Here is a 21,787-nt window from a genome sequence, read left to right as displayed (position 1 = left end):
GTAATTTTAAAAGGCTGATTGGTATCAGGCCCTTCCTTGTAAAATTACGATGCTTCCCGGGCCGGGGCTTTATGGGATTCAAACATAATATTGCAAAATTCAAACAATTGGAAGTGGCTGGTCGGCCAGGTTTCAGTTCTTTATAGCTGCGATCACCTCCTTAAGGTATTTGTTTTCATCAACGGTGCGAACACCTAACCGTACCACTATCAGTTTTTTAGAAGGAATTATGAAAATATTCTGCCCGCCATAACCGTCGGCAAAAAACATGTCTGCCGGCGCATCGGGAAACCAGCGTATGGTGGGATCTTTATCATCCTGCCCATTCAGCCAGAATTGATAACCGTAGCGTTGCTGTTTGTTGGCTGCCGCGGGTTGAACGGTTTCTTTAACCCAGTTTACCGGCAACAGTTGCTCTCCGTTCCATACGCCATTATTATAATACAATAATCCAAAGCGGGCAAAATCGCGGGCAGTGGCATAGCTGTATGAAGAGCTAACATAAGTACCGGAGGCATCGGGTTCCAGAACCAGCGAATACATATTGATCTTATGAAACAAAGCCTTATAGGGGAATGCTGGATAAATAGAGTCGCCCACAGTTTGCCTGATGATCCGGCCCAACAGGTTGGCATTGCCGCTGGAGTAAGAGAATACAGTGCCCGGCTCATACTTCAACGGCAGTTCAGCCATAAAGGCACCCATGTTGCCCCGTTTAAACAGCATATTGGTAGCCTCGCTGGGACCACCAAAATTTTCAGTATAATCCAGACCCGAAGATTGTTGTAAGAGATCTTTAAGCCTGATCTTTTCTTTATCGGTATGCTGCCATTCCGGAACGGGTGCAGGCGCATTGGGGTTCAGCCTGCCTGCTTTTACCAACACGCCTATAACGGCGGAGGTCAAACTTTTGGTCATTGACCAGCCGATCTGTACCGTGTTTTTATTGAAGCCGGGCGCATATCGTTCGCCAACGATCTTTCCATCATACACTACCAGGAAGGCGCGGGTATAAGCTGGGCCTCCTTTTTTTGAAGGCATTTGCATGGCACTGTCAATTGCCAGTTGTAATGCTTTAGTATCCATATTGGGAGGTAGGCTATCAGAAAGTTTATCACCATACGGCCAGGCGGTATCTCTGTTTTGCGCGGGAATGGCGGGTAAATTAAAATGCTGATTTCGTATTTCGGCTTCAGAAAGATCATTTACCAGGGTGCAGCCAAGACCGGTTCTGTAAATAGCCTTGCGTTTCGCAAAACCCCAAACCGAACCAGTTACCGATGAGTCTTCAGGATGAATAGTATAAGTACCTTTTGTAATGGGAAAAAAGTTCAACTCTTCTTTTAATACATCCTCCGGATTTCTATGTTGCAGGAAAACTGCCGAAGCCATACTCTTGGCGCCATACCCGCTGATGATGGGGAAGGCGCGCCATGCATACCAGATGCCGTAGGCAAGGGCCACTGCCAGCAGGAACAGAATAACACGAAGGATATTTTTGTACAATTTCATGGGAAGGTTTTATAAAGCGGTAAAATTCGCATATTAAAGACTTTAAATTGTATAAAATTGCCATTATGTTTATGGGTAGCGGGCCTCATTGTCCTATCCGGTAAAGTCATTAATTTTGCAATATCTAAAGAAACGAGTAGCTGCATATATGAGATCATTGTTCCTGTTAATAGCCGTACTGTACTTCGGGTCGATTGCATATGCGCAAAACACCATTGGTATACCCAATATTACCAACTTCTATAAACAGGATTATAAGGCCGGCCGCCAGAACTGGGACGTTGCTCAGGACAGTCGTGGTATTATGTACTTTGCCAATAACAACGGACTGCTCACTTTCGATGGCAGTTTCTGGCGTACATACCCAATTCCCAATGCCACCATTGTACGGTCCCTCGCCATTGACAAAAACGACAGGATATATGTAGGCGGGCAACAGGAAATTGGCTACTTCACCCCCAATGACCGCGGCGAACTGGTATATACTTCCCTGCGACAATTAATAAAAGACAGCGACTATGCCGATGTATGGACCATTCAAATTGTGAAGGACCATATCTTCTTTCATGCCCATCGGAAAATATTCGATTACCACAATGGAACAGTAAAGGCATTCCCCAGTACTTTCTGGAGTTTTTTAGGAAATGCCCATAATGAAGTGCTGGCATATAATTCCGAAAATGGATTGGTTTACTATAAAGATGGCCAATGGTTACCCCGTGTTAAAGCCGGCAGTTTCCCCAATGGTACCCTGTTGAAATCGATAATCGATCTGGGGCACGACAGCCTGCTGCTGACTTCAGTAGCAAAAGGATTGTTTATTCTGAAAGGCGATGTAGTGACGCGTTTTGAAACGCCCGATATAAAAGAGATGGCTGCCAGGAACATTTTTGGCGCCCGCTTACTGTCACCTTCAACCATTGCCTTCAATACCAACCTGGGTGGATGTATCATTATGGATAAAAATGGAAAATTCATTCAACAACTCACCAAGAATGAAGGCATTCAGACCAACAATGTACAAAACCTGTTTATAGATAAAGACCAGAACCTTTGGCTGGCACTCGACAATGGTATTGACCTGGTTTCCTACAATAATGCAATTAAAAACATTTTCCCGGAACCAACTGACCGTAACAGTGGCTATACTTCCCTTGTACATAACAACACTTTATACCTGGGCGTAGCAACCGGTTTGTATAAAACCATGCTTCCTTCCAATGATGGGGACATCAGTTTTGCAAAAGGTTCATTCTCCCTGGTTGAAAATACAAAAGGGCAGGTATGGAATGTTTCGGAAGTGAATGGAGAAATACTAATGGGCCATAGTCTGGGCGCCTATATAATAAAAGACAACAAAGCTGTTCTGCTCGATAACAAGAACGGTTTCTGGGGCTTTCTTCCGCTGCACGACAGTTTTCCTTCATCGGTAATGATTGCCGGCACTTATAACGGGATCAATTTTTATAATTATGCCAAAGGCCGTTTCTCCCCTATGCAGGAAACCCGGTTTGAATCGGCCCGCTTAATAGTAAAACATAAAGCGCTCATTTGGGCCATTCACCCATATAAAGGTATTTACATTGTTTCTTTTGATGACAAGAACAATGCGGTGGTTAAAAATTACAGCGATAAAAAGAAATTGCTTTCCCAAAATCATAACCACCTGTACAACGTGGCTGGTCGCATGGTGCTGGCCACCGACAATGGCATTTTTGAATTTGATGATGCCATCAACGATTTTAAACCATCTGACTTTTTTAGAAAACTGTTTAATAATATACAGATTGATTATTTAAAGGAAGACAAAACCGGCAACATCTGGTTTGTAAGTAATAAACGGGTAGGGGTGGCAGAACGTTCCGGTGAAAATTATCACCTGGTATATATTCCTGAACTGGACAACAAGATCACGGTCAATGGTTTTGAGAACATCAATATCATCGACAGTAATAATGTTTTGATAGCTGCCGAAAAAGGCTTCTTCCATATTAATTACGCCCGGTATAAAAAAAGTAAATTCCCATTAACCACGCTCATCAGGAATGTACAGGTATCAACCCGAAAAGAAGACCTGATTTTTGGAGGTTATGCATTGTCTACCGGAAATGTTGCCAAAGAATCTATTGAATACACTTCCAATTCCCTTCATTTTGAATGTAGTTCCATTATATACGGTCAGCAACATACCATTGCTTATAGTTATTTCTTAAAAGGATTTGACAATGATTGGAGTGACTGGGGCGAGAAAACGGAAAAAGATTATACGAACCTGCCACCCGGCAAATATGTGTTTCAGGTAAAAAGCCGTACCAATGTTGATAACGAATCACCGGTAGCCAGTTTTACCTTCACCATTTTGCCACCCTGGTACCGCAGCTGGTGGGCTTATACCTTATATGCCCTGGCGCTTTTTGCGTTATTGTACTGGTTCTATAAAAGGCAACAACACAAATACCGCAAACGCGAAGCGCTGAAATTATTGCAACAGGAACAGCGCTATGCCGAGGAGCAAAAGCAATTGCAAATGCTGCATGAGCTGCAAATGGGAAAACGGGAAAAGGAAATCATTGAGCTGAAAAATGAAAAGCTACAGGCCGACATTGAAAATAAAAATTCCCAGCTGGCTTCCGCAGCCATGAACCTGGTGCGAAAAATGGAGATCTTTTCGAAAATAAAAGACGATCTCAACGCCTTTAAAAGTAATGAGGAAACCAAAGCCGCATCCAAGGAGTTCCAAAAGATCATCCGCCTCATCGACAGCGAGCTGGATGTTACCCAGGAATGGGAACAATTCACCGAGCACTTTGACCAGGTACATTCCAATTTTCTGAAAAAGCTGAAAGAACAATGGCCCGATCTTACTGCCACTGAATTGAAAATGGCGGCCTACCTGCGATTGAATTTAACCAGTAAAGAAATCGCCCACCTGATGAGCATCTCCATCCGTGGAGTGGAAACCGGTCGTTACCGCCTGCGCAAAAAACTGGGTTTAACCAGCAATGAAGCCAGTTTGTACGATTTTTTGATCTCCATAACCGGGTAAACGGCGTACAATATTTAACTACATGATAGTCAATGGAAGGTTTTCCATTGTAGAGGTTTTGACGTAGCCCAAAATTGGTAAGGTCAGCTGTTTATTTGCAACTTTATAAGCAATAAAACGAAACTGCTGCCATATATGCGACAAAAGCGATTATTCCTGACAAATTTTCCCTGTCCGTTCATGCACTTGCTTTTGTCTGCGCCCAATGGCGGCAAACCCCAAACTGTAACCTCCGTACCCTTTAGTTATAAGTGTAACAAAATAAGTATAACGAGTTACTCCTATGAAGTAGTCCCGATTATGTTTAATGCAGCGCATCGGTTCGCAGGTGCCTGGTTTATGTTTTTTCCAATCATGCAATCAAAACTGGCCCAAAACCCGGAATTAAATCAATACCCCGGGTTGTAGGCCGGTACGGTGAGCCGTTTCGACGCATCGGAACGGCTTGCTTTTTTAGAATGGACCCTATTCAACAGTAAAAATTTTTAACCCCAAGTATGGCTATTAGTTTTCGTTACAGCATTTTTTTAGCAGCACTCATTGTTATAACAACGCACAGTTTTGGACAGGGATTTTTAAAAGTACAGGGAAAACAAATTGTCAACGAAAAAGGACAGCCTGTAATATGGCGGAGTATGGGCCTGGGCGGCTGGTTATTACAGGAAGGATATATGTTTCGGGTGAGTAATCTCGGCACCCAGCATCGCATAAAAGAAAGTATTACCGGTTTGGTTGGAGAAGAAAAAACAAAACAGTTTTACGACGCCTGGTTAACACAGCATACTACCAAAGCCGATTTTGATTCAATGGCAGCCTGGGGTTTTAATTCGGTTCGGTTACCCCTGCACTATAACCTGTTTACATTACCGGTTGAACAGGAACCAACTGCCGGTCAACAAACATGGCTCACAAAAGGATTTGCTATCACCGACAGCGTGCTCAGTTGGTGTCGCAGCAATAAAATGTACCTGATACTGGATATGCATGCTACACCCGGTGGGCAGGGAAACGACTTGAATATTAGCGATCGCAATGCCGGGAAACCATCGTTGTGGGAAAGCGATGCAAACCGGCAGAAGCTGATCGCCTTATGGAAACAGCTGGCAAAACGCTATGTCAATGAACCGTATATTGGTGGCTACGATATTATCAATGAACCCAACTGGGGTTTTGAAGACAGCACGGATAAACGCGGAACGGCTGAAAAAAAGAACGTACCGTTAAAGCAATTACTGATCGATATGACCAATGCCATTCGGGAAGTAGATACAAAACACATTATCATTATCGAAGGCAATGGTTTTGGCAATAATTATAACGGCGTTTTACCGCCATGGGATAATAACCTGGTATTGAGTTTTCACAAGTATGGCAATTTCAATACACAGCCCGCCATTCAAAAATTTCTCGATCTCCGGGATAAATTTAATATCCCCCTGTGGCTGGGTGAATCAGGCGAAAATTCGAATACGTGGTTTACTGAATGTATCCGACTGGTAGAAGAAAACGGTATTGGCTGGGCATGGTGGCCATTGAAAAAAATGGGCATTAGTAACCCGCTGGAAATAAAAATCCCGGAAGGATATGAACAAATCCTGAATTACTGGCGCGGTAATGGTCCACGTCCTGATTCAGCAACTGCCTGGAAAGTATTGCAGCAATTGCTGAATAATGTAAAGGTTCAGAATAATATTGTTCATCGCGATGTGGTGGATGCCATGTTCCGCCAGGTACAAACAAACAAAACCCTGCCTTTTAAGCAACATCTGATTGCGGCAGGTACTACAGTAATACCGGCTGTTGAATTTGATCTGGGTAAACAGGGGCAGGCCTATTATGATAAAGATACCGCCAGCTATCAATATACACCGGGTGTTCATACCCAGGGAAACAGAGGGCATAGTTATCGAAACGATGGGGTGGATATAAATAGTAGTGAATCAGAGCCCGGGATCTTCAGTATTGAAGATGGTGAATGGTTACAATATACCATTCAGGTTAAAAAAGCAGGAAGCTACCAGATAGGATTTAACACAACCGTTGAAAGCGAAGGTGCGCAATTGTCGTTGCTGGCAAATGAAAAAACTGTGGTCGATAAACTAACATTACCGGTTGCTGATAGTAAGCAGAACAATAAAACAACCTGGGTTAAAAATGTTTATTTACCCGCAGGTGTTACCCGATTAAAATTAATAGCCAATAAAGGTGGGTTCAACCTGCAAAGTATTTCATTTATTAAGGACAAATAAGATAGCAACACGTATCCCTGCCGGGCACAGGATCAGCAGTTAGTTCAGCAGTAGTATACAACAAAAAGGGGTCCGGTTGCCGCCGGCCCCTTTTATTCTATAGAGATAATTATCTTACTTCAGGGCAAGTTCCTTCAGCAAAATCTCAATTGCTCCATTGGCGGCAATCGCACCATATTTTTTAGTGGCTGACTGGCCTTTTAATACATTTATAGATTTAATCTGCTCGGGTTTAAGTTGGCTTACTTCTTCTACGCTTGACGGAATTCCATTGAGAATATACAGGATATTATCTGGCAGCTTTTTAATTTCTTTAGTGGCTGTAAGATTTGAATCCGCTGTTAAAGTAAAGCCGATTGGTTTGCTGTTTGCCCGCGGGGAAGGCGTCGTGTCGTTCTTTACCTCAGAAGTTTTTGCAGGGAATGCTTTTGTTTCAGTAGCAGAAACAGATAAAGTAACCACGGCTGCAATGGTAACAGGGAGCACTAACGCCTTACGCAGGAACTTAAATCGTGCGTTGTTTGTTGTTGTTAACATGATCAATCTTCGTTTAATAGATGAATAATAGAATGCGTGTGTAGGGTTAAGGAAGTGTTTTCCGTAATGCGCCCGTAATAACAACTGCACAAACTCTTCCACATTGTTGTTGCCAACAGCTTCCTTATCGGCTATAAATTCATGAATGGCCTTCAGCTCTTTTTGAATAAGCCAGTTAAACGGGTTCATCCAGCAAATAGAGTTGATGACCTGGCAGAAAAGCACATCCAGTGTATGTTTCTGGTGAATATGCGTGAGCTCATGTTTAAAGATCTTCTGGCCAAAATCGTCATCCAGTGAGATCGATTCTTTCCAGAACAGGTTATTTAAAAAAGAGAACGGCGCCTGATCGAGGTTGGTATAAATAAAATGAACCCCTTCCATTTCCACTACGGCTGATCTTCTTTTTAATTGGTAAACCTTAAAAACATTGAAGGCAAGCACCAGCAGCAGGAACAGGCTGATGGCAGTAATGGAATACAAAACAACGGTCTGCCAGGAAATGAAGTGTGCATTGGCAGGCGTAATAGGTTGGATAAGATATTGGAACGTATCCGGCGACACCGGAATGTTCTGTTTATCGATAGTAAACCAGTTGAAATTAAAAAGCGGGATAATGAAACTGGCTGCCGTGCTGAGCAACAGGTAAAACCGATTGTAGGAATGAAAGCTTTTATTGCGCAATGCAATCCGGTAATAACCCAGAAACAATCCGGAAATAAAGATCGATTTCAGTACATAAAGCAACATCGCTTGACTATTCATTTGCCTTTCTTTTTAAGCTGAGCTAATAAAAATTCCAGGTCTTCGATCGACATTTCCTTTTTATCAACCAGGAACGAAACCACATTGGTATACGAACCCTGGAAGTAATTTTCAGTAAGTGCTTTTATGCCGCTGGCAGAATATGCTTCTTTAGAGACCAGTGGATAATAGAAGTTATTGCGATTGGGATTTTTTACACCTACGAAATGTTTCTCCACCAGGATCTTCAGCAAAGTACCCACGGTATTATAATGCGGTTTGGTATCGGCGAGGTGTTCGAGAATATCTTTCATAAAACCACCCTCGCCCAAACTCCAAAGTGTTTGCATGATCTGCTCTTCAGCAGCAGTGAGTTTCTTCATGATAGTTGTTTTGCCTAAATTCTTAGGCAATATTATGCCTAAACTTTTAGGCAAACAAGTATTCCAAAAAGAATTTTCAGATCTGCTGAAAAACAGGTTGTTATATGGGTGATTAAATCTGTATGAGGGATAGATCAGCAACATATACAGAACATTTTTATACCTTTTCTACTGATTAGTTAACTGCATAATGCCGTATTTTGAGGAGGCCAAAAAGGCAACTTGCATATGAAAATTACACGCGCTCTTCTTTATCCATTACTGGGCTGCTTGCTGCTGGTTATACATGGGCAGGCGCAAAACAGTAAACCTACTTATCAGGATTATCACCTTACTTTCGAAGAACGGGTCAACGACCTCGTAAGCCGCATGACGCTGGAAGAAAAAGTGGCACAAATGCTCAACGCCGCGCCAGCTATACCCAGGCTCGGCATTCCGGCGTACGACTGGTGGAATGAAACATTGCACGGCGTGGCAAGAACGCCGTACAACGTCACTGTTTATCCGCAGGCTATTGCCATGGCCGCCACCTGGGATACAGCGGCGCTTTATAAAATGGCCGATTACTCAGCCGTGGAAGGCCGCGTGATTCATAACAAAGCCATAGCGGCGGGCAAAACAAAAGACCGTTACCTGGGACTTACCTACTGGACGCCCAACATAAATATTTTCCGTGACCCCCGCTGGGGCCGCGGACAGGAAACCTATGGGGAAGATCCTTACCTCACTGCCACCCTGGCCGATGCATTTGTGCGAGGCTTGCAGGGCAATGACCCCAAATACCTGAAAGCTGCAGCCTGCGCCAAACACTATGCTGTGCACAGCGGGCCTGAGCCATCACGACATGTATTTGATGTGGACGTAAGCCCGTACGATATGTGGGATACTTATCTGCCGGCATTTAAAAAACTGGTGACCGTCTCAAAAGTAGCCGGCGTTATGTGCGCCTATAACGCTTTTAGAAAACAGCCCTGTTGTGCCAGCGATGTTTTAATGACAGACATCTTACGTAACCAGTGGAGTTTTAAAGGCTATGTAACGTCAGACTGTGGCGCTATCGATGATTTTTATAGAAATCATAAAACACATCCGGATGCGGCAGCCGCATCGGCCGATGCCGTATTTCATGGAACAGATATCGATTGCGGAAATGAAGCATACAAGGCATTGGTGCAGGCAGTGAAAGAAAATAAGATCACCGAAAAACAAATTGATGTATCGGTAAAGCGGTTATTTATGATCCGCTTCCGCCTGGGTATGTTCGATCCGCCATCGATGGTGAAATATGCCCAAACACCTGCTACTGAACTGGAGTCCGTAGCACATGGAAACCACGCCTTATTAATGGCGCACGAATCCATTGTATTACTGAAAAATGCAAACAATACATTGCCCTTGAAGAAAGGGTTGAAGAAAATTGTAGTGTTAGGGCCTAATGCCATCAATGTAATTGCACCATTGGGTAATTACAGTGGCACGCCTTCTAAATTAACCACCTTATTTCAGGGAATAAAAGAGAAAACCGGTGCAACTACGCAGGTGGTTTATGAAAAGGCAGTTAACTATACCAATAATAATGTGCTGGAATACGATGACATCAGCGGCACCTGTTCTATAGATGGCAAGCCTGGTATAAAGGCCATATATTACAACAACCGGGAGTTGAATGGAGAACCAGTGGCCACTGTTTTTGAACAACACGTGGAGCATGACTGGCAGGAAGGAGAAAATGCCGTAGGGAATCTTCGGGCCAATGATTTTTCTGCCCGTTATATAACCAACTACAAAGCAACCACAGATGGTGCTATTACTTTTGAAGTGGAAGCCGATGACGGATACCGTTTCACTGTAAATGGAAAAACGGTCCTCAATAGCTGGAACAGAAAACCAAGAGACATTGCGTCTTACACGCTGACAACGCAAAAGGATTCAGTATATAACCTGGTATTGGAATACTGGCAGGGCGAAGGCAAGGCTACTATAAAAATGCATACAGGTCATCCGGCTGTAACGGATTTTAATGCGCTGGTAAAAAAATACGGTGATGCCGATGCTTTCATTTTCGCTGGTGGCATTTCTCCACAATTGGAAGGGGAGGAAATGAAAGTAAGCGATCCCGGATTTAAAGGGGGCGACCGCACTTCTATTTTACTTCCTGCCATTCAGACCGAATTAATGAAAGCCTTGCAGGCAAGCGGTAAACCGGTTGTTTTTGTAATGATGACAGGCAGCGCGCTTGCTACGCCCTGGGAGTCTGAAAATATACCAGCCATTGTAAATGGCTGGTATGGCGGACAAGCCGCAGGCACAGCACTGGCCGATGTATTGTTTGGCAATTATAATCCATCGGGCCGTTTACCGGTAACTTTTTACAACAGCGACAATGACCTGCCTTCATTTGAAGACTACACTATGAAGAACCGCACCTACCGGTATTTTACCGGTAAGCCGTTGTTCGGTTTTGGATATGGTCTTAGTTATACAACATTCCGCTACGATCAATTAACCATACCTGCTGCCGTTCAAAAAGGAAAAACCGTTAAGGTTACGGTACGGGTTACCAACACCGGTAAACTGGCAGGGGATGAAGTAGCGCAGTTATACGTAGTAAATCAGAATACTACTATTCAAACCTCCCTCAAAACATTAAAAGGATATCAACGGATAACCCTGCGCCCTGCGGAGAGTAAAGTAATTAGTTTTGTTTTACAACCCGATGATCTTTCCTATGTAGACGCCAGCGGCCAGCGAAATCCCCTGGTTGGTAAGGTGCAAATAAGTGTGGGCAGTAGCCAGCCCGATGAACCGAATACAACAAGCGGGAATGTGATAAAAAAAGAACTTACCATAAAATAGGCACAACGCCCGAAATGCTCACTCCGCAAAAGGCGGGGTGAGCATTTCTATTTATAGTTATTAAGCCCCTTTTAAGGGCCGGGGGTTATTGAGTAGCACCACCATTAACCAGCAGGTGTTGACCGTTTACAAAAGAAGACAAATCACTGGCGAAGAACTCGGCAATATTGGCCACGTCTTCCACTTCAGCCAGGCGATGCATGGGACAGCTGTCGATTAATGATTTTCTCAGTTCAGGATAGCTGTTAGGATCAGCAAAGATCCCGGAGTGGTCTACGGCAAAAGGAATGATGGTATTAACCGTTACACCCCTATGGCCAATTTCCTTTGACAATACATCAACCAGGTAGCGGGGAACGGTTTTGCTGCCACCATAAATGGCCATACCAGGAATAGGAAAGGCGGTGGTACTGGATGCGATGTATATGATGCGGCCGTTGTTTTCTACAGTCAGCGCTGCCTGTTGCATAGTGAAATAAGCACCTTTAGAATTGATAGAGAACAGGCGGTCGAATTGTTCTTCGGTAAATTCAGTAACCGGTGTTTCAACCATTTCAATACCGGCATTGGCCACTACGATGTCGATCTTGCCAAATGCTTTTTTAGCTTCCTCGAAAAGACGTTTGATATCGGCTACTTTGCTTACATCGGCCTGAACGGCGATAACGCGGGCGCCCATGGCTGTGATATTGTTCACTACCTCTTCAGCAGAAGCTTTATCGCGGGAATAGTTGATTACGATGTCGGCGCCCAGGGCAGCATAACGTTCTGCAATGGCTTTACCCAATCCTCTTGCTGATCCGGTAATTAACGCTACTTTGTTTTTTAAGGAGTTCATAAGTTGTTGTTTTAAATGTTTTTGATTTATTTTCTTTGTTTTGTTACACAAAGATGGCTTATGAACGATCCCTGGAACGTACAAGGATTACAGCAAGAGTTACAAATTTCTAAGATTAACTACATTTGCTGTCCAGGCCGCTCTAATTAATACGCTATGCAACCAAAACAGATCCTGAAAGAACATGTAGCCAAGATTGCCACGCTTACCGAGGAAGAATTTGAGAATTTCTTCAACCGGTTTGAGTTAAGGTCCTTTAAAAAAGGGCAAACCATTATTGCCGCAGGTGACAGGGTCGACCGCGAATATTTCGTACTCAGCGGCTGTCTTAAATCCTTCTATATAAATGATGACCTGAAAATGTTCATTCTCCAGTTTGCAATGCCTACCTGGTGGACCTCGGATTTTAATGCCCTCTATACGGGCGCCAAGGCGACCATCAGCGTGGATTGTATTACCGATGCAGAAGTGCTTAGCCTGTCAAACGAAAATCGGGAAGCGTTGTGCAAAGAGATCCACCAGGCGGAGCATTTCTTTCGCTGGCGAACGAATAAGGGCTATGTGGCTTCGCAGAAAAGATTATTGAGCATGATGAACAACGACGTGAAACACCGCTATGAAGAGCTGATGGCACAATATCCTGAACTTTACCAGATCGTTCCCAAACAATTGATAGCGGCCTACCTTGGTGTTTCAAGGGAAACGCTCAGCCGCCTGCATCATTGATGAAAATGTGATCTACATCACAAATCACTGGTTCTCATTCAAATGTGATCTACCTCACGCAATCCCGCCGTTAATCTGTTGCACCTTTGTGTGGTAATTAAAAACACACAAAGAATGAAAAATCAAAATTTCGAGATCGCAATTGCACAAAGCAACATTGACTGGACAGGTAGAAAAGTAACCGGCGCACATTGGGGAACAATCGGCGTTAAAAATGGTAACCTTTCAGTAAGTGAAGGTAAATTAACAGGTGGTAAATTTGTAATCGACACCGCATCCATCAAGATCCTGGATGTAACCGACCCCGCTACCAACGCTCAATTTTATGGTCACCTGGCTTCAGATGATTTCTTCTCTATCGATCAGTACCCCGAAGCAAACTTCGAGATCACAACGGTAAATAACAACCAGGTTAGCGGAAACCTGACCATTAAAGGCATCACCCATCCGATTAGCTTCGATGCAAACGTGAGCATCGCAGGCGATACCCTTACTGCTACTGGTAAAATAGTGGTTGACCGTACCAAATATGGTATCAAATTCCGTTCAGGAAACTTCTTTACCAACCTGGGCGACACCCTTATCTACAATGACTTCGATTTAAATGTAAACATCACTGCAAAAGCTGCTTAACAGCGGCTTTTGCCCTAAACTTACCTATATGCCATTCGTAAAGATATTAGTTACCCGTGAAGGCGTGACCCGTGAACAAAAGAGAGAACTGATAAAAGGTGTAACAAATGTGATCTCAGAAGTACTGAACAAAGATCCACAATTAACACACATCGCCATTGAAGAAGTAGATACAGACAACTGGGGATGGGCAGGCGAACAGATCTCCATATTACGTGAACAAGGCATAACAGCCGATAAAAAATAAAAGCATGAAAAAACAAACAGTCATAATAACCGGTGCCTCTTCTGGAATAGGCTTAACGACAGCAAAATACTTCCTAGACAGAGGTGATAACGTAGTAATTAATTCAACTACAAAGGAAAAGCTGGAAAAAGCTTACCAGGAGTTAGGTGCAGGACCCAACCTGGCTATGGTTGCCGGTGATGTAAGTAAAAAAGCAACCGGTGAAAAGCTGGTAGCCATAGCTGTAGAAAAGTTTGGTTCAGCAGACGTTTTGGTAAACAATGCTGGTATCTTTGAAACCAAACCTTTTCTGGAGGTAGATGAGGCATATCTCGATCGCTTTTTAACTACCAACCTGAAGGGGACCTTCTTTACCACCCAGGCAGTTGTTCCGCAAATGCTCAAACAACATGGTGGCGTAGTGATCAACATAGGAACACCACTGGTTTATCACGCATTGGGCGGAGTTCCTATTACCGCACCCATGGCGAGCAAAGGAGGCATTCATGCATTGACCTTGCAACTGGCAGCAGAATTTGGCAAACAGAACATCCGGGTTAATACCATTGCTCCCGGTACCATTCGTACCCCCATGCACGGTGACAACGCAGATCAAACAGCCGGTATACACCTGGTTAACAGGATCGGTGAATCAGAAGACGTAGCTGAAATGATCTATACCGTTGCCAAAAGCAACTTCGTCAGTGGTGCTATTATAAATGTTGATGGAGGTTTCGGCGCCGGTCATAATTTGAATTAATATGGTAATTATCTTATTTATAGCTTTGTTGTTCCCGCAAAGCGGGAGCAGCAAAGCACAAAACACTACAACAATGAAAACCATTCAAACAGATTCTGCAGCAATTGCATACGCATTGGAAGAATACTATTTCAAAGGTATCTATGAAGGTGATATCAACTTACTGAGCAAGATCTTTCATCCCGGTACCTTGCTTTTTGGCGATGTAAAAGGACAGCCCTATGCCAAAACACTGGATGTATACCTGGACGGAGTTAAGAATCGCCAAAGCCCAAAAGATTCAGGAAAGCCATTTAAGGGAACCGTCCTGAATATTAAAGCAGTTAACTCAATTGCTATTGCAGAGGTAACGGTTAAGATGTACGATTTTGATTATCATGAATTCCTTTCTTTCCACCGGATCGATGGTAAATGGTTCATCGTAAACAAAATGATCAGCGACACAAACAAATAAATTAACAGCCATGTGGTACAATACAAAAGCAACGGAAACATTGGGAATCGATTACCCGATCCTGCAAGGTCCCTTCGGCGGTAACCTGTCATCAGTTGAACTGGTAGCTACAGTATCCAATGCCGGTGGACTGGGAGGTTACGGTGCATATACAATGAGTCCACAGGAAATTTATGATATTGACAAGCAGATCAAAGCCGCCACTAACAAACCCTACAATATAAACTTGTGGGTATCCGATACCGATGCCATTAATGGCAGTATAACCGATGAACAGTACGCGCAGACAACAAAATTATTCAAACCTTATTTTGATGAAGCCGGTATTCCTTTGCCTGCAAAACCGGCGCCTTTTGCATCGCGATTCCAAAACCAGTTGCAGGTAATATTAGATATTCGTCCCAAAGTATTCAGCTTTATGTTTGGCACCCTGCCACCAGCTGTATTGGAACAGTTCCGTAAACTTGGTATTGTAACTGTTGGTGCCGCAACTACGCTCGATGAAGCGATCGCTCTGGAACAAACTGGTGTGGATATGATCATTGCTTCAGGTTTTGAAGCAGGCGGTCACCGCCCATCATTTATGGCTTCGGCAGAAGCATCAACCACCGGAACTTTTGTACTGGTGCAATTGCTGAAAGAAAAAATAAAAACACCTATCATTGCTGCAGGCGGTATCGCCAATGGCCGCGGTATTGCAGCCGCCTTAACATTAGGCGCCGATGCTGCACAGATAGGTACGGCATTTCTGGCAACTGAAGAATCGAATGCCCTGCCCATCCATAGGGAAATGTTGTTTTCCAATGCGGCCAAATACACCTCCTTGTCAAGGGCATTTACTGGCAGGCTGGGTCGTGGAATTACCAGCAGAATAGCGAAAGAACTATCCGGTAAAGAAAACCAATTCCTCCCGTTCCCCTTGCAAACCACATTCATGTCATCATTGAGAAAGGCAGCCCTCGATAGACAGAAATGGGATATGATCTTATTCTGGGGCGGACAAATAGCTCCGGTACTAAAACACAGAAAAGCAAAACAACTAATGGATTCGTTGATTGAAGAAACCAATGCCTGCTTCAATGATGTAAAAACACATTAAAACGAATTGTATGAACACCTCAAAAGTTTGGTATGTTACCGGTGCCTCACAGGGGCTCGGGCTAATACTGGTTAAAAAACTACTGGCCAGTGGTTACCGGGTAGCTGCTACTTCCCGCAACGTACAAAAGTTAAAAGAAGCAGTAGGCGTTATAGATGCAGATCGGTTCCTGCCCCTGGTAGTTGATCTGAATAACCTGGATTGTATTGATGAATCTGTTCAGCAAACACTGCAGGTATTCGGCCGTATCGATGTGGTAGTGAATAACGCCGGTTATGGTATGACGGGAACAGTAGAAGAAATTGCAGAGCAGGATATCAGGAAGATCTTTGATGTGAATGTTTTTGCAGCAGTCAATGTTGTTAAGAAAATTCTCCCCCTGTTGCGTGAACAACGCTCAGGGTACATTATAAATATTGGCTCGGTGGCCGGGTTTGTAGGCGCACCAGGCTGGGCTATCTACAGCGCAACCAAAGCAGCATTGGCCGCTTTTTCAGAGGTGCTTGCGCTGGACCTTAAAGAGTTTGGCATTCATGTAACGGTAGTAGAACCCTCAGGTTTCCGTACCGGTTTCCTCACCCACGATTCACTCGCTTATACGGAAAGCAAGATAGACGGTTATCAGGCCGTTAAAGACACGGCAAAACGCTATCTGGATGGCAATGGTATTCAGCCCGGTGATCCTGAAAAGGCATCAGAAATATTTATGGAACTGGCAGAAAGCAGCCAGCCGCCGCTGCACTTATATTTGGGACAGGATGCCTATAACCGGGTTGCAGGAAAATTAAAAACAATGACCGACTCACTGGAAGAATGGAAGACGGTCAGTATCTCCGCAGATTATACAAAGTGAATATGCGTATTTGACGGGTGCTGCTAAAACTTCGGGCAAAAAGGCAGGAATTAAATGAAATCTACCAGGAACCGGTTTAATTCCCTAATTAAGAATTTCACATAAGATATTAATTATCATTTGTCACGGAATGTGATAAAAAATACTTGCTATGGGAGGGGCTGGAGTATTTATCCTTTCCAATTAAGAATGTATTTTAGCGACCTTAAAAACAAACTATGGCCAAAGAAACCATTGTAAAAGAAAATCCCGTGGTAGACGCATTAAAAAAGTTGAAAGACGAAGAAATGGAGATAATGAGTAAATTAAAACCTCTCCAGGAAGCTATCGGCGCCCTTGAAAAAATTCTTGACAAATCAGCAAAGAAGGCTAAGCCTGCAAAAGAAGTTTCAAGTGAAACTGCAGCTGATGAAACTGCACCAGAAGCAATCGAAGAAGAAGCAGCACAGTAAGGCGGTTGGTACATTAGCAAAACGTATTAAATTAGTCCCGGCGATACCGCTGGGACTAATTTTTTTGTAGCAATAAACAAAAGCCCTCCCGATGCATCGGGAGGGCTTTTGCAATCATTTGTACAAACAGCTAAAGCTACTTTGCAATAGTATTATTAGGTTGATAGTTGGCGTACCACTTACCCAGCTCTGTTAAATTCCCATTTGCGTCTATTAAAGCAGAAGACCACATCTGTGGGCTGGTGGGATCGCCGGAGAACCAGGCATAACGTTTTATATAATCCAGTGCCTCCAGTTTGGGCAGAATGGCTTGCATAAAGGCGAGAACCTGCGCAGGTGTATAAGGATTGTCGGCCTTTGTTTGAGCGTTCCAGTCAGCTGGGGCAAACTCTGTGATCCAGATCGGAAGTTTGTATTTATTGTATACCTCCTTCAATGTGTTGAGGTAAACACTTGTGTCAAGGCTGTTATAGATATGTACACAAATAAAGTCAACGCGCTTGCCCTGTGCTTTACAGGAGTCGAGGAATTCATAGATCCATGGATTGGTAGGCCAGTCGGCAGCGGGGCTACCCAGAGGTAAGCCAAGGCTTTCCAGTTGCGGCCACAATTGCAATGCCTGTGATACAGTCATTTTGGATTGGCCGGCATTGTTGGGTTCATTAAAACCCAAAACATATTTTATTTTACCATCATCTTTCAGCTTTTTCACAGCTGCTATATTAGTGGCATTCACATCGTCCTTACCCCAGAACATGGGAACAAACTCACAATTTTGTGGAGAACCATTATTCAGCTCTTTTCCCCAGGTATAATACCAGAAAGGTTTCAGGGCCAGTACATCGCCATTCCAGGTGCCGTATTTCATGTTGGTGGAAAAGTCTGCTCCTTTTTTACCGGAACCTTGTGCAGGATTGTCTGATGAATCGGAGTCTTTTTTACAAGCGCCCAGGAATAAAACCATTGCCAGGGCAGGAATCAAATAATAGCGGGTCATTCTAGATTTAGATTTTTCAAAGACGGATTAAAAATAAATTATTGCTGCCCGTTAGCAGCAATATTGGTGCCACCTTTAATAGTATAGATATTTAATAAATATGTTATGTATGGCCGCGGTTAAAAGAACTTTTCCATACTCAATCCATAACTTAAAAATAAATTCTCTGTGTTTGTTATGTTCTGTCTGTTGTAGTTGAACGTAGTAGTGAAGTTGAGCCATTTATACAGCTTGATGGAGAAGTTGGCTTTTAATTTCAGGATATAATCATTGCCATCAGAAAAGGATGGCTGATAAAAGTTGATGCCATCGAAACGGAACATTTCTTTAATAATAAACCGGTATTTCACCCGCAAAGAATTGCGAAGAGTCTGGTAACTGGTTTGACCGTGCGCATCGGGAATACTTAAATCAGAAGTTTCAAATAGAACCCCGTCGCTTACTTCCAGGTTGGCTTTATCTATGTTTACAAAAGTATAGCCCACGCCGGCGCCGGCCTGAAACCGGTTATCAAGTTTTAAGGAAAAACTTTTCTCATAACTGGTAAGCGCCCAGTAATAAAACTTTTGTATACCCTTCAATATGTCCAGGTTAAGTATTCCCAGAAAATCATCATTTGTTTTTACGGTAGCGTTCTTGCCATAAACATGACTGGCCAGGCTGTTGATGGAGAACTTTTTTTTATTAACCTGGAATTGCAAGGTGTTATTAAGCAGGTAAGTTGAACCTGTAGTATTCGTTCTATTCAAATTGCCCGTTCCTGAAAAATTAACGTAATAGTGAACGGTATCACTGAACTGGGAGAACCCAGTCAGCTGCATCATACACAGGCATATTGTTATCAATAAGGCACACGTTACAAGCTTACTCATTGGTCAAATATACAGGTGATCAGGCTTCATATAAAAAATAGGGTCGTTCGTAGCCGGATTTTTTTAGCACGTGCCGGGCAACATTAAATACTTTTACTTTACCCGCAATATTTCCTTCAAGGGCGCCAAAATTGTTGCCTGCCCTTATCTTGGTTTCTTCCCCGGATTGGGGTGTATTAAAAAATAAGCTTATATCAATTGGCTAAAAAAAGGGTGTTTTAACGGTGGGTTAAGTAGGTAGGGAAGAAGTAATTTCATAATCACACTCAAATACATCGACAATGAGAAAATTTCGAAAGCTGATCAATGGATGGCTTGAAGAAACTAATGAAGTTATAAATGCACTTCCATTAGATGATGTAAAAAAGAAGCAGCTGGGAACTGATTGGATAAAGTCAATTGCAATGATGGAGCATTTGACAAAAACAAACTATCTCAGGTACAATTTACTAAACCTAACCGCTATCATTGCCGGCGCTATAATTCCGGTGGTATTAAGTTTGGACATCTTAAAAGAAAATGGATGGGCTACCACAATCGGCTCCATACTCGGAGTTTTGGTAAGTTTATCCATCTCAATCAACCATTCGTATAGGTTCAATGACCGTTGGCGACATTTTAGATTTATTGCCGAATCTTTAAAGATTGAGGGAAACAGGTTCCTTGCACTATCGGATGGTTATTCCGGGTTCGACAATCATAACGGAGGAGCGTTCAAGAAGTTTATGGGCAATATTGCAAAAATCAAGGAGGAGCAAATTCATACTTATATACAAAAGATTTTAAAAGAAGAGCAGAAGCCGGATGACAAGAAAGATCCAAAACATGATCATACTGGCGACGCGAGTAGTGTAAACCTGAGTGTTGCTTCAAAGACGGCTGATGGAGCACCGGCTTAAGCCTATTTGCGGTTTCCGGATAAATCACTAATTTGATTGCTGGTAACAAGTATCAGCTATGAAAATTTCCCAGCCATTCAACAAACTAACCTTAAAAGAATATCTCTTTTACATCGAGAACCATAAAAAGTATACGGACTTCAATACCCTTGGCCTTTACCGTTCTATTATCGAAAATAAAAAGCTCACCCTTGGTGAAAAAATTGAAGTCCGGGAATTTGCCCATACCTATTTTGTAAAATTCTTCGAGTTTCTACAACTCAAAGACCCCGGCACTTATTTCGATGTAATTACTTTGGGTCAGGAACTGACAAAAGCAGATGAAAGTCAGATCTGGGAAGATATTAAAACCAGTCAGCAAAAGATTCTCACCCAAAAAAGGATCAAACATCGGAGCTTCGGGATCTATTCAAAACATGACTGTGGCCGTGATGATTGCCCGCTTAATGGATTGATGATCAAAAAAGGATCATTCTTTTCTTATTCGAATATGTGGTTTCATTCTGATAAGAATGACTATTCCGCAAAATATAAATCCATACAACGAAAGGCTGATAGAAAGAATGCCAAACAGATAATTAGGAAAGAACTGGATGTTCAATAAAAACAAGACCCGTATAAATTCCTTATACAGGTCTTGAACAAAAATTAATGGCATCCGTTATTTTATGCTTTCAATGTCCTTGCTTTTCAGGTTATAACTAACAGCTACATAATTTCTGTAGATTGCCTTTTTTTGCTGTAAGTCGTATATGGTTATAAATTTATCGGTAGAGCTCTTCACATACTCAAATAGAAGTCTGCCTCTTTTACTGATTTCAAAAATGTCGAATAATTCTTCATCAGTACAGATCCTGTATTTATAACGGTAGCCGTTAAAAATGGTTTCGGGTTTTTCATTCTCTTTCCCTGATAGAGCATTGAAGCTCATAAGTAGTGTCTTGGGTATATACAAGGTATCTGAGGAAAGGATATTGGTAAGATTATCGTCCTTAATTTCATCATAATGGGCTGGTTTAATATTGTTTTGCAGGTTAGTTGCCACCACTTCCAGCTGCGCTTTTAAGAGTATAGGGCTCCAGTTGTAAAAACCACCCTTGGTGTATAAATTATCGATTACCTCATCTGCTTTTCCATAACCCATTCTTAGGGTTTGTGTGTTTGGGTACAGTTCAACCCGGCATAAACCCGTTGTAGAGATCTTTCCTTTTTTGCTCACATCTTTGAACAGGCGCAGATTTAAATAATAATGTGTTGCGCTCACTGAACCTGATTCTTTCGTAAAACCTTCAATAATAAAATAGGAGTATTTTGGATCGGAAGCATATTTCTCAAAACGGCTGATCTCATCAAAGACCAGCGGGGTTAAATTCCATCCGTCTGTGACTGCCTTTTTAATAGACTCGATTTCCGATTTCTGTTCTTTGGAATAGAAGAATACGGTGGTTGTTGCCTTTAACTGGTCGATGGTTTCTTTGTTAAACTGTTGTTTTTGGATAGCTGCTCTTATATCAGCGTACTGTGATATGGCTGTTAAAGAACATACAATTGCCAGGCAAAGGGTTAAAATTCTCTTTTGCATAAATAGTGTAGTGTAATTTAATTAAGGCGGTATTGAATAAATGAGTAGCCGAAGATACCCAAAAAATTG

At 42.7% G+C, this 21,787-nt stretch carries 20 protein-coding genes; 13 read left to right on the top strand and 7 right to left on the bottom strand.

Going from position 1 to position 21,787, the window contains the following annotated elements; genetic code table 11:
- Positions 1–132: 132 nt before the first annotated feature.
- Positions 133–1,512 carry a serine hydrolase domain-containing protein gene (locus BMX95_RS01385; RefSeq protein WP_081199323.1) on the bottom strand — a complete coding sequence of 460 codons (1,380 nt, stop codon included), beginning with the start codon at positions 1,510–1,512 and terminating at the stop codon, positions 133–135.
- Between the two features lie 148 nt (positions 1,513–1,660).
- Here BMX95_RS01385 and BMX95_RS01380 point away from each other — a divergent pair, with 148 nt between their 5' ends.
- Complete coding sequence (locus BMX95_RS01380; RefSeq protein ID WP_081199325.1) at positions 1,661–4,558, top strand: triple tyrosine motif-containing protein; 2,898 nt, start codon at positions 1,661–1,663, stop codon at positions 4,556–4,558.
- A 497-nt stretch (positions 4,559–5,055) separates the two neighbouring features.
- Positions 5,056–6,807, top strand: coding sequence for a cellulase family glycosylhydrolase (locus BMX95_RS01370; RefSeq protein WP_081199327.1), 1,752 nt, complete (start codon positions 5,056–5,058; stop codon positions 6,805–6,807).
- Positions 6,808–6,921: 114 nt separating this feature from the next.
- Here BMX95_RS01370 and BMX95_RS01365 read toward each other — a convergent pair whose 3' ends face one another.
- Both BMX95_RS01365 and BMX95_RS01360 read right to left on the bottom strand, forming a co-directional pair.
- The gene (locus BMX95_RS01365; RefSeq protein ID WP_081199329.1) at positions 6,922–8,109 is read right to left on the bottom strand and encodes a M56 family metallopeptidase; all 1,188 of its coding nucleotides are present in this window, start codon (positions 8,107–8,109) and stop codon (positions 6,922–6,924) included.
- The gene (locus BMX95_RS01360; protein ID WP_081199897.1) at positions 8,106–8,471 is read right to left on the bottom strand and encodes a BlaI/MecI/CopY family transcriptional regulator; all 366 of its coding nucleotides are present in this window, start codon (positions 8,469–8,471) and stop codon (positions 8,106–8,108) included. The genes BMX95_RS01365 and BMX95_RS01360 overlap by 4 nt, the downstream gene beginning before the upstream one ends.
- Positions 8,472–8,699: 228 nt before the next feature.
- On the opposite strand from BMX95_RS01360, the gene BMX95_RS01355 reads away from it, so the two are divergent.
- Positions 8,700–11,327, top strand: coding sequence for a glycoside hydrolase family 3 C-terminal domain-containing protein (locus tag BMX95_RS01355; protein ID WP_081199331.1), 2,628 nt, complete (start codon positions 8,700–8,702; stop codon positions 11,325–11,327).
- Positions 11,328–11,412: 85 nt separating this feature from the next.
- Here the strand turns inward: BMX95_RS01355 and BMX95_RS01350 are convergent, their stop codons facing one another.
- On the bottom strand, positions 11,413–12,165 hold the full coding sequence (locus BMX95_RS01350; protein WP_081199333.1) for an SDR family oxidoreductase: 753 nt from the start codon (positions 12,163–12,165) through the stop codon (positions 11,413–11,415).
- A 156-nt stretch (positions 12,166–12,321) separates the two neighbouring features.
- Between BMX95_RS01350 and BMX95_RS01345 the strand changes: the two genes are divergently transcribed.
- From BMX95_RS01345 to BMX95_RS01310, 8 genes are all read left to right on the top strand, one after another.
- Positions 12,322–12,891: a Crp/Fnr family transcriptional regulator gene (locus BMX95_RS01345; RefSeq protein WP_081199335.1), complete on the top strand. Its 570-nt coding sequence runs from the start codon at positions 12,322–12,324 to the stop codon at positions 12,889–12,891.
- 114 nt (positions 12,892–13,005) lie between these two features.
- Complete coding sequence (locus BMX95_RS01340; protein ID WP_081199337.1) at positions 13,006–13,524, top strand: YceI family protein; 519 nt, start codon at positions 13,006–13,008, stop codon at positions 13,522–13,524.
- Between the two features lie 28 nt (positions 13,525–13,552).
- On the top strand, positions 13,553–13,771 hold the full coding sequence (locus BMX95_RS01335; protein WP_081199339.1) for a tautomerase family protein: 219 nt from the start codon (positions 13,553–13,555) through the stop codon (positions 13,769–13,771).
- A gap of 4 nt (positions 13,772–13,775) precedes the next feature.
- On the top strand, positions 13,776–14,510 hold the full coding sequence (locus BMX95_RS01330) for an SDR family NAD(P)-dependent oxidoreductase (RefSeq protein WP_081199341.1): 735 nt from the start codon (positions 13,776–13,778) through the stop codon (positions 14,508–14,510).
- Positions 14,511–14,583: 73 nt separating this feature from the next.
- Positions 14,584–14,964, top strand: a complete 381-nt coding sequence (locus BMX95_RS01325; RefSeq protein WP_242673094.1) for a nuclear transport factor 2 family protein — start codon at positions 14,584–14,586, stop codon at positions 14,962–14,964.
- Between the two features lie 10 nt (positions 14,965–14,974).
- Complete coding sequence (locus tag BMX95_RS01320; RefSeq protein ID WP_081199345.1) at positions 14,975–16,063, top strand: NAD(P)H-dependent flavin oxidoreductase; 1,089 nt, start codon at positions 14,975–14,977, stop codon at positions 16,061–16,063.
- 10 nt (positions 16,064–16,073) lie between these two features.
- Positions 16,074–16,916 (top strand): SDR family NAD(P)-dependent oxidoreductase, encoded by an 843-nt coding sequence (locus BMX95_RS01315; protein ID WP_081199347.1) that lies wholly within the window; start codon positions 16,074–16,076, stop codon positions 16,914–16,916.
- 218 nt (positions 16,917–17,134) lie between these two features.
- Positions 17,135–17,368 carry a hypothetical protein gene (locus BMX95_RS01310; protein ID WP_081199349.1) on the top strand — a complete coding sequence of 78 codons (234 nt, stop codon included), beginning with the start codon at positions 17,135–17,137 and terminating at the stop codon, positions 17,366–17,368.
- A 136-nt stretch (positions 17,369–17,504) separates the two neighbouring features.
- Here the strand turns inward: BMX95_RS01310 and BMX95_RS01305 are convergent, their stop codons facing one another.
- A complete protein-coding gene (locus tag BMX95_RS01305) occupies positions 17,505–18,365 on the bottom strand; it encodes a glycoside hydrolase family protein (protein WP_081199351.1) in 861 nt (286 codons plus the stop codon).
- A gap of 119 nt (positions 18,366–18,484) precedes the next feature.
- Positions 18,485–19,189 carry a DUF481 domain-containing protein gene (locus BMX95_RS01300; protein WP_165758883.1) on the bottom strand — a complete coding sequence of 235 codons (705 nt, stop codon included), beginning with the start codon at positions 19,187–19,189 and terminating at the stop codon, positions 18,485–18,487.
- Positions 19,190–19,518: 329 nt separating this feature from the next.
- Between BMX95_RS01300 and BMX95_RS01295 the strand changes: the two genes are divergently transcribed.
- Positions 19,519–20,136: a DUF4231 domain-containing protein gene (locus tag BMX95_RS01295; RefSeq protein ID WP_081199355.1), complete on the top strand. Its 618-nt coding sequence runs from the start codon at positions 19,519–19,521 to the stop codon at positions 20,134–20,136.
- A 58-nt stretch (positions 20,137–20,194) separates the two neighbouring features.
- Complete coding sequence (locus tag BMX95_RS01290) at positions 20,195–20,740, top strand: hypothetical protein (protein WP_081199357.1); 546 nt, start codon at positions 20,195–20,197, stop codon at positions 20,738–20,740.
- Between the two features lie 57 nt (positions 20,741–20,797).
- Here the strand turns inward: BMX95_RS01290 and BMX95_RS01285 are convergent, their stop codons facing one another.
- Positions 20,798–21,718 (bottom strand): hypothetical protein, encoded by a 921-nt coding sequence (locus BMX95_RS01285; RefSeq protein ID WP_081199359.1) that lies wholly within the window; start codon positions 21,716–21,718, stop codon positions 20,798–20,800.
- Positions 21,719–21,787 lie beyond the last annotated feature (69 nt).

It is taken from the genome of Niastella yeongjuensis (assembly GCF_900110245.1).
GTDB lineage: Bacteria > Bacteroidota > Bacteroidia > Chitinophagales > Chitinophagaceae > Niastella > Niastella yeongjuensis.
The sequence above is the reverse complement of the archived record's forward strand: the minus strand, read 5'-3'. Positions and strand labels throughout refer to the sequence as shown.

Excerpts from the sequence above, each read along its gene's own strand:
- BMX95_RS01385 (WP_081199323.1), bottom strand. The coding sequence starts at position 1,512 with ATGAAATTGTACAAAAATATCCTTCGTGTTATTCTGTTCCTGCTGGCA.
- BMX95_RS01380 (WP_081199325.1), top strand. The coding sequence starts at position 1,661 with ATGAGATCATTGTTCCTGTTAATAGCCGTACTGTACTTCGGGTCGATT.
- BMX95_RS01370 (WP_081199327.1), top strand. The coding sequence starts at position 5,056 with ATGGCTATTAGTTTTCGTTACAGCATTTTTTTAGCAGCACTCATTGTT.
- BMX95_RS01365 (WP_081199329.1), bottom strand. The coding sequence starts at position 8,109 with ATGAATAGTCAAGCGATGTTGCTTTATGTACTGAAATCGATCTTTATT.
- BMX95_RS01360 (WP_081199897.1), bottom strand. The coding sequence starts at position 8,471 with ATGAAGAAACTCACTGCTGCTGAAGAGCAGATCATGCAAACACTTTGG.
- BMX95_RS01355 (WP_081199331.1), top strand. The coding sequence starts at position 8,700 with ATGAAAATTACACGCGCTCTTCTTTATCCATTACTGGGCTGCTTGCTG.
- BMX95_RS01350 (WP_081199333.1), bottom strand. The coding sequence starts at position 12,165 with ATGAACTCCTTAAAAAACAAAGTAGCGTTAATTACCGGATCAGCAAGA.
- BMX95_RS01345 (WP_081199335.1), top strand. The coding sequence starts at position 12,322 with ATGCAACCAAAACAGATCCTGAAAGAACATGTAGCCAAGATTGCCACG.
- BMX95_RS01340 (WP_081199337.1), top strand. The coding sequence starts at position 13,006 with ATGAAAAATCAAAATTTCGAGATCGCAATTGCACAAAGCAACATTGAC.
- BMX95_RS01335 (WP_081199339.1), top strand. The coding sequence starts at position 13,553 with ATGCCATTCGTAAAGATATTAGTTACCCGTGAAGGCGTGACCCGTGAA.
- BMX95_RS01330 (WP_081199341.1), top strand. The coding sequence starts at position 13,776 with ATGAAAAAACAAACAGTCATAATAACCGGTGCCTCTTCTGGAATAGGC.
- BMX95_RS01325 (WP_242673094.1), top strand. The coding sequence starts at position 14,584 with ATGAAAACCATTCAAACAGATTCTGCAGCAATTGCATACGCATTGGAA.
- BMX95_RS01320 (WP_081199345.1), top strand. The coding sequence starts at position 14,975 with ATGTGGTACAATACAAAAGCAACGGAAACATTGGGAATCGATTACCCG.
- BMX95_RS01315 (WP_081199347.1), top strand. The coding sequence starts at position 16,074 with ATGAACACCTCAAAAGTTTGGTATGTTACCGGTGCCTCACAGGGGCTC.
- BMX95_RS01310 (WP_081199349.1), top strand. The coding sequence starts at position 17,135 with ATGGCCAAAGAAACCATTGTAAAAGAAAATCCCGTGGTAGACGCATTA.
- BMX95_RS01305 (WP_081199351.1), bottom strand. The coding sequence starts at position 18,365 with ATGACCCGCTATTATTTGATTCCTGCCCTGGCAATGGTTTTATTCCTG.
- BMX95_RS01300 (WP_165758883.1), bottom strand. The coding sequence starts at position 19,189 with ATGATGCAGCTGACTGGGTTCTCCCAGTTCAGTGATACCGTTCACTAT.
- BMX95_RS01295 (WP_081199355.1), top strand. The coding sequence starts at position 19,519 with ATGAGAAAATTTCGAAAGCTGATCAATGGATGGCTTGAAGAAACTAAT.
- BMX95_RS01290 (WP_081199357.1), top strand. The coding sequence starts at position 20,195 with ATGAAAATTTCCCAGCCATTCAACAAACTAACCTTAAAAGAATATCTC.
- BMX95_RS01285 (WP_081199359.1), bottom strand. The coding sequence starts at position 21,718 with ATGCAAAAGAGAATTTTAACCCTTTGCCTGGCAATTGTATGTTCTTTA.